The organism is Fontibacillus panacisegetis, assembly GCF_900102215.1.
In the GTDB taxonomy this organism is placed as follows: Bacteria; Bacillota; Bacilli; order Paenibacillales; family Paenibacillaceae; genus Fontibacillus; species Fontibacillus panacisegetis.
Genome location: NZ_FNBG01000043.1, coordinates 23,520 through 29,724 on the forward strand (window position 1 = coordinate 23,520; position 6,205 = coordinate 29,724).

7 protein-coding genes are annotated in these 6,205 nt (G+C 47.4%); all 7 read left to right on the forward strand.

Translation table 11 applies throughout. The features are described 5' to 3' along the window. The first annotated feature begins 47 nt into the window (after positions 1-47). The 7 genes from urtA (at position 48) to BLS49_RS22715 (ending at position 5,844) form a co-directional block, all read left to right on the forward strand. Entirely contained in the window at positions 48-1,286 is a 1,239-nt protein-coding gene (gene urtA, locus BLS49_RS22685; RefSeq protein WP_425432175.1) for an urea ABC transporter substrate-binding protein, read from the forward strand. Positions 1,287-1,384: 98 nt separating this feature from the next. Further along, positions 1,385-2,290 (forward strand): urea ABC transporter permease subunit UrtB, encoded by a 906-nt coding sequence (gene urtB, locus BLS49_RS22690; protein WP_091236071.1) that lies wholly within the window; start codon positions 1,385-1,387, stop codon positions 2,288-2,290. A 15-nt stretch (positions 2,291-2,305) separates the two neighbouring features. Next, on the forward strand, positions 2,306-3,394 hold the full coding sequence (gene urtC / locus BLS49_RS22695; protein ID WP_091236073.1) for an urea ABC transporter permease subunit UrtC: 1,089 nt from the start codon (positions 2,306-2,308) through the stop codon (positions 3,392-3,394). Then, positions 3,369-4,214 carry an urea ABC transporter ATP-binding protein UrtD gene (urtD, locus tag BLS49_RS22700; protein ID WP_091236075.1) on the forward strand — a complete coding sequence of 282 codons (846 nt, stop codon included), beginning with the start codon at positions 3,369-3,371 and terminating at the stop codon, positions 4,212-4,214. The genes urtC and urtD overlap by 26 nt, the downstream gene beginning before the upstream one ends. Further along, positions 4,192-4,887 (forward strand): urea ABC transporter ATP-binding subunit UrtE, encoded by a 696-nt coding sequence (gene urtE / locus BLS49_RS22705; protein ID WP_091236077.1) that lies wholly within the window; start codon positions 4,192-4,194, stop codon positions 4,885-4,887. Before urtD ends, urtE begins: the two co-directional genes overlap by 23 nt. A gap of 16 nt (positions 4,888-4,903) precedes the next feature. Then, complete coding sequence (locus BLS49_RS22710) at positions 4,904-5,545, forward strand: energy-coupling factor ABC transporter permease (protein ID WP_091236079.1); 642 nt, start codon at positions 4,904-4,906, stop codon at positions 5,543-5,545. A gap of 2 nt (positions 5,546-5,547) precedes the next feature. Then, positions 5,548-5,844, forward strand: a complete 297-nt coding sequence (locus BLS49_RS22715) for a PDGLE domain-containing protein (protein ID WP_091236080.1) — start codon at positions 5,548-5,550, stop codon at positions 5,842-5,844. Positions 5,845-6,205: the final 361 nt, after the last annotated feature.

Sequence of the window (6,205 nt, forward strand, 5' to 3'; positions counted from 1 at the left end):
GTTCGGAAATAGAAAAAGGAGTGGAGCGAATGAGATTAAGATCATTGATGACCAAAGGGTGGGCTATTTCTCTTGTATGTATGGTTCTTTTATCAGGCTGTCTTTCCGAAAAGGAACCAGCAACCACGACTAGCGGAAGCAATACCCAAGCGGCTACTGAAGCATCAGGTGAGACTATCAAAGTTGGCATACTCCACTCATTGAGCGGAACGATGGCCATTAGTGAAGTGTCTGTAAAGGACGCGGAGCTGCTCGCCATTGAGGAAATTAATGCTGCGGGAGGTGTACTTGGCAAGCAGATCGAGCCAATTCTTGAAGATGGGGCTTCCGATTGGCCTACATTCGCAGAGAAAGCCGGTAAATTACTGCAGCAAAATAAAGTCGCGGCTGTATTCGGCGGCTGGACCTCTGCAAGCCGTAAAGCGATGCTGCCTGTGTTCGAACAAAACAATGGACTGCTGTTCTACCCCGTTCAATATGAAGGCTTGGAATCTTCCCCGAACATTTTTTATACCGGAGCAACAACAAACCAACAAATCGTCCCATCTGTAACCTGGCTACTGGAGAATCGAGGGAAAAAGATGTTCCTGCTCGGCTCTGACTATGTATTCCCGAGAACAGCCAATAAAATTATAAAAGCCCAGCTCGAAGCAGAGGGCGGACAATTAGTCGGCGAGGAATACACTCCTCTTGGACACACGGATTACAGTACTGTCATTACGAAAATTAAAGAAGCTAAGCCAGATATCGTATATAACACACTAAACGGCGATAGCAACGTGGCCTTCTTCAAGCAATTAAAGGATGCAGGAATTACGTCCAAAGACTTAACAACGCTGTCTGTCAGTGTAGCAGAAGAAGAAATTCGCGGAATTGGAGCAGATATTTTGGAGGGTCATTTAGCAGCCTGGAACTACTACCAAACTACAGATACCCCGGAAAATAAAACTTTTGTTGAGAAGTATAAAGCAAAATATGGCAGTAACCGTGTAACTGCTGACCCGATTGAGGCCGGATATACGGCAGTATATCTATGGAAAGCAGCCGTTGAAAAGGCAGGATCAACCGACGTAGACAAGGTAAAAGAAGCAGCCAAAGGGATCGAATTTGCAGCACCGGAAGGTAAAGTAACGGTTGACGGCGACAATCAGCATATATACAAAACGGTACGGATTGGAGAAGTCGGTGCTGATGGTCAGTTCAAGGAGCTGTGGAATTCCGGAGAACCCGTCAAGCCGGACCCTTACTTGAAATCCTATCCTTGGGCAGCTGGTTTAGGCGAGTAATATAACGTCACGGTTACTCACCCTCATGTTCATCCAGTGTGTAAGACTCACTGTCCAGCGGGCGATACAACTTCTGCCCGCCGGGAAAGGAGAAAGCTATGGAAATGTTAATTCTGCAAACCTTTAACGGCCTGAGTGTCAGCTCCATTCTGCTGCTCATTGCCCTTGGTCTCGCTGTAACGTTCGGCCTTATGAACGTCATCAACATGGCTCATGGGGAATTAATTATGATCGGAGCTTATTCGGCGTATGTCACGCAAAATCTGTTCGCCTCATATTTGCCGAAGTCATGGTACGAAGGATATTTCTTCGCTGCTTTAGCCGCTTCTTTTCTTATCGCTGCTCTTATGGGCTGCCTGCTTGAGACTATCTTAATCCGACATTTATACGGAAGACCACTGGATAGCCTGCTGGCTACCTGGGGCGTAGGCATGATGCTTCAACAAGTCGCAAGATTTATATTCGGTGCTCCAAATGTCGCTGTTACAAGCCCGTCATGGCTAAACGGAGGTCTTGCTATCACCTCTACTCTGGTTCTTCCTTATAAGCGCTTATTCATTATGGCACTTGTAGCTCTTGTTCTTACAGCTATGTACTTGTATATTTACAAATCCGCCTCCGGCAGACGAATGCGCGCGGTCATGCAAAACCGGGAAATGGCCGGATGCCTCGGCATCTCTACCCGCCATGTAGACTCCCTTACATTTGCAATCGGTTCAGGCATCGCCGGTATTGCAGGCTGCGCGCTTACTTTACTAGGCCCTATCGGTCCGTCAATCGGAACATACTATATCGTTGATGCCTTTATGGTTGTCGTTCTTGGCGGTGTAGGCAAATTAATCGGCACAGTAGCTGGAGCTTTAGGCATCGGCATATTTAACACTTTATTTGAAACCTATACATCAGCATCCATCGGAAAAGTGCTCGTGTTCGCGTGCATCGTCGCCTTTTTGCAATGGAAACCGCGTGGACTTGTGGCGCTTCGCACACGCAGTCTGGATTAAGAGGAGGTTTACAGCATGATCATGAATTGGATGAAGCTTATCCCAGGAAGTCGAACTAGACGTATCGTTTGGGCTGTACTGATCCTTTTGTTATGTATGGCCCCTCTTTTCATGACTCCGTTTCGACTCGGTCTGTTCACCAAATTTATAGCACTTGCCATTCTTGCCGTCGGGCTTGATCTCATCTGGGGATACGGAGGTATTCTAAGCCTCGGTCACGGCGTATTTTTTGGTCTCGGTGCTTACGCCATTGCTATGTACCTAAAGTTAGAAGCCAGCGGCAGCTCCATTCCTGATTTTATGAGCTGGAGCGGAATTAATGCTCTTCCTTTTTTCTGGGAGCCTTTTCGTTACTTTCCTGTAGCATTCCTGCTTGGTATTCTCATACCCGCCGCTCTTGCGCTCATCCTCGGTTATTTCACTTTCCGCAACCGGATCGTCGGGGTATACTTCACGATTCTCACACAAGCTTTGGTTATGATTGTCGTAACATTATTTGTTGGCAAACAGGAATGGACTGGAGGAACGAATGGACTTACAGGGTATCGCGATATTTTTGGATTTGCTTTTCAGGATAGCGGAACAAAAATCGCACTATACTTCATAACACTGGCAGCACTAATCATCGCCTACCTTCTTTGCCGCTATATCGTAAACAGCCGCGCAGGCCAAGTGCTGGAAGCTTCAAGAGATGGCGAGAACAGAGTTCGCTTCCTCGGATATGATCCATCCCGCTTCAAGACGTTTGCTTTCACCGTATCAGGTGCACTCGCCGGATTATCCGGGATGCTCTTTGTACTTCAGGTTGGGATCATTTCCCCTTCTATGATGGGAATCGTACCCTCCATTGAAATGGTACTTTGGGTGGCGCTTGGAGGACGCGGTACATTGATTGGAGCCATCATCGGCGCTGTAGTGTTAAATGCTGCAAAAACAGGGATCAGCGAAGCTTATCCTGAGGGATGGCTGCTCGTGCTTGGCGGGCTGTTTGTCGCTGTTGTCGTCTTGATGCCAAGCGGCTTAACCGGACTGTGGAACAGAATAGTCCGTATCTTTTACCGACAAGGAGGGTCTGAACATGCAGTCATTCGCAAAGAAGGTTGATCACAAATTATCGTTGCCCATGCGGCATCCTGTCTCTGAGACAAAGACTTCTCCGGTAATATTGTCTGCAGAGAACATCTCCGTCTCCTTTGGCGGATTCATGGCGGTGCGGGGAATGAATCTGGCACTCCGCAAGCATGAGCTTCATTTTCTGATCGGTCCCAACGGAGCCGGAAAAACGACGATGCTGGATGTCATATGCGGTAAAACCAAAGCCTCATCCGGCAAAGTTCTTCTGGGGGGAGAAGTTGATTTAACACGTAAAAGAGATTATGAAATCGCAAGCCTTGGCATCGGGCGCAAATTTCAGGCCCCTTCCGTGTTCCCTAATCTGACTGTGCAAGAGAACCTCGAACTTGCCGCAGATCGGAATCGCTCTATTTTTCATACTTTGAGGCTGCGTCGCAGTGATACTGTAACCCCAAAAATGCTGGGCATTTTAGAGCAAATTGGACTTCCCGGTCGCGAGGGGGAACGAGCCGGCTCTTTATCTCACGGAGAAAAGCAATGGCTTGAAATCGGCATGCTCCTGCTGCAAAAACCGTCAGTATTGCTGCTTGATGAGCCTGTAGCTGGAATGACCGATGACGAAACTGTCAAAACAGGCGAATTATTGAAAGAAATCGCGAAAACCTGTTCAGTCGTCGTAGTTGAGCATGATATGGAATTTGTTCGTTCTTTTGCCGCTAAAGTAACAGTAATGCATGAAGGACAGCTTCTTAAGGAGGGCTCGATGGCAGAAATACAGCACGATCCACGTGTTGCCGAAGTCTATCTAGGTAAAAGGAGAGAGGATCATGCTGCAGCTTCAAGCCATTGAATCAGGGTATGGAGAAAGCCCCGTTCTGAGAAATGTAACGATGCGAGTCGATCAAGCACAGGTCGTATGTCTAATCGGCCGAAACGGTGTAGGCAAAACAACACTCATGCGTACACTGACCGGACAGCTAAAAATTCGTCATGGCACAATGAGCCTGGATGAGGTCGATGTGACGACATGGGATTCTGTATACCGCGCCCGCAGCGGCATTGGTTACGTCCCGCAAGGAAGAGAGATATTCCCACTGCTTACTGTCAAAGAAAATCTGCTACTAGGTTTAGAACCATGTAATCCACAACCTAAAACTTTTCCGGAAGATGTGATTGAGCTTTTCCCTGTACTACCGCAAATGTACCACAGACAAGGCGGGGACTTAAGCGGCGGCCAGCAGCAGCAGCTTGCTTTTGCCAGAGCACTTGCTTCCAGACCAAAGCTTTTGCTGCTCGATGAACCTACTGAAGGCATACAGCCTTCTATCGTTGAGGAGATCCGGAATGTCATCTGCAAGATCAAGGCACAAGGCAATACATCTGTTATTCTTGTTGAACAAAGTATCGATTTTGTACGCAGCGTAGCTGATTACATTTACGTGATGGATAAAGGAAGCATTGTCGCTCAAGGCGACCCTGAGCACATCGATATCGAACAATTCGAACATTATTTGACCGTATGAAGGGAGAGAATGCTATATGCATATTCCAGACGGGTTCTTATCCCCTGCCGTAAGCACTGCAGCATTAGCCATCGCCATTACCGGAGTTGGTGCGGCATCCTGGAAGTTCAAAGGAAATCGTGAAAATTTTATCAAAATGGGACTGGTTGGCGGCTGTATATTCGCTGCTCAAATGCTTAATTTTCCGATCCCAGGCGGAACATCCGGTCATTTCATCGGAGCAGCTCTGGCAGCAGTCGTATTAGGACCATCTGCCGCTGTACTTGTCATGACAGCCATTCTTATAGTTCAAGCTCTGTTATTTCATGATGGAGGCTTATTCGCATTAGGAGCTAACATTTTGTCAATGGGGATAATCGCGCCATTAGCAGGGGCATCTATCATGGCAATAGCCAAGAGAATTTTGCCCGGTAAATCCTTCGCTATAGCACTGATTCCAGCTGGCATAATATCGGTCTTGGCCGCCGCTCTAGTCACCGCTATTTATTTGGCCGCATCGGGCACAATTCCTCTAAGCACCGTCGTTCCCGCCATGCTTGGCTGGCATCTGTGGATCGGGCTGATTGAAGGTGGAGTTACTCTAGCCTTCATTGCATTAGCAGATCGACAAGCGCTCTATTCACCCACGCATTCAATAACAGTCTCAGGAGGCGAGTGATCATGTGGCATAACCTAAAAAAGCACGCCGGATGGATTATCCTTATCGTCGTCCTCCTTGGGCTCACTCCTATCGCTTCCAGCTTGCCAGATGGTCTTGAACGAGTAGCCATTGACCTCGGGTTCATGAACCAAGAGCAAACCCTCTGGGAAGGCGGACTCATGATCGGATATAGCATCAGGGCATTGGGTGATTCCAAGATATCCACCCTGTTAGCCGGTACAGCAGGCTGCGCTGTTATTCTGATTGCATTTTCTGGCATCCGCGGAAAAAGATCAAACGAGCGTAAAGCAAACTAAAGAAAGGGGCTGCCCCAGAATTAGTCTTACTCCGTCCATGGGAATATGGGAATGGGACGCTTCGCGTGTCAGAACAAGAAATAGCGGTGCAAGGGAGACTATCCCTACACCGCTATTTTCACCGAACTAGTCTAGCAAATCCATTTAAAAATTCATGCAAAAATGCAGCTTTTCCTTTTTAGGTTAAGGTGCTGCGGAAAATTCCTGCGAAAGCGCATCTTTTTTCTGGTCAACGAGCCATTCTGATTACTTTTTAGTCGAAAGCCTGCACTTTTCAGACTGTTGAAAAAGTCATTATTTCACCAAATCACCGCGTTAATATGGTATAATATCTATATAATATATGCCAGAGAGCGGTGAT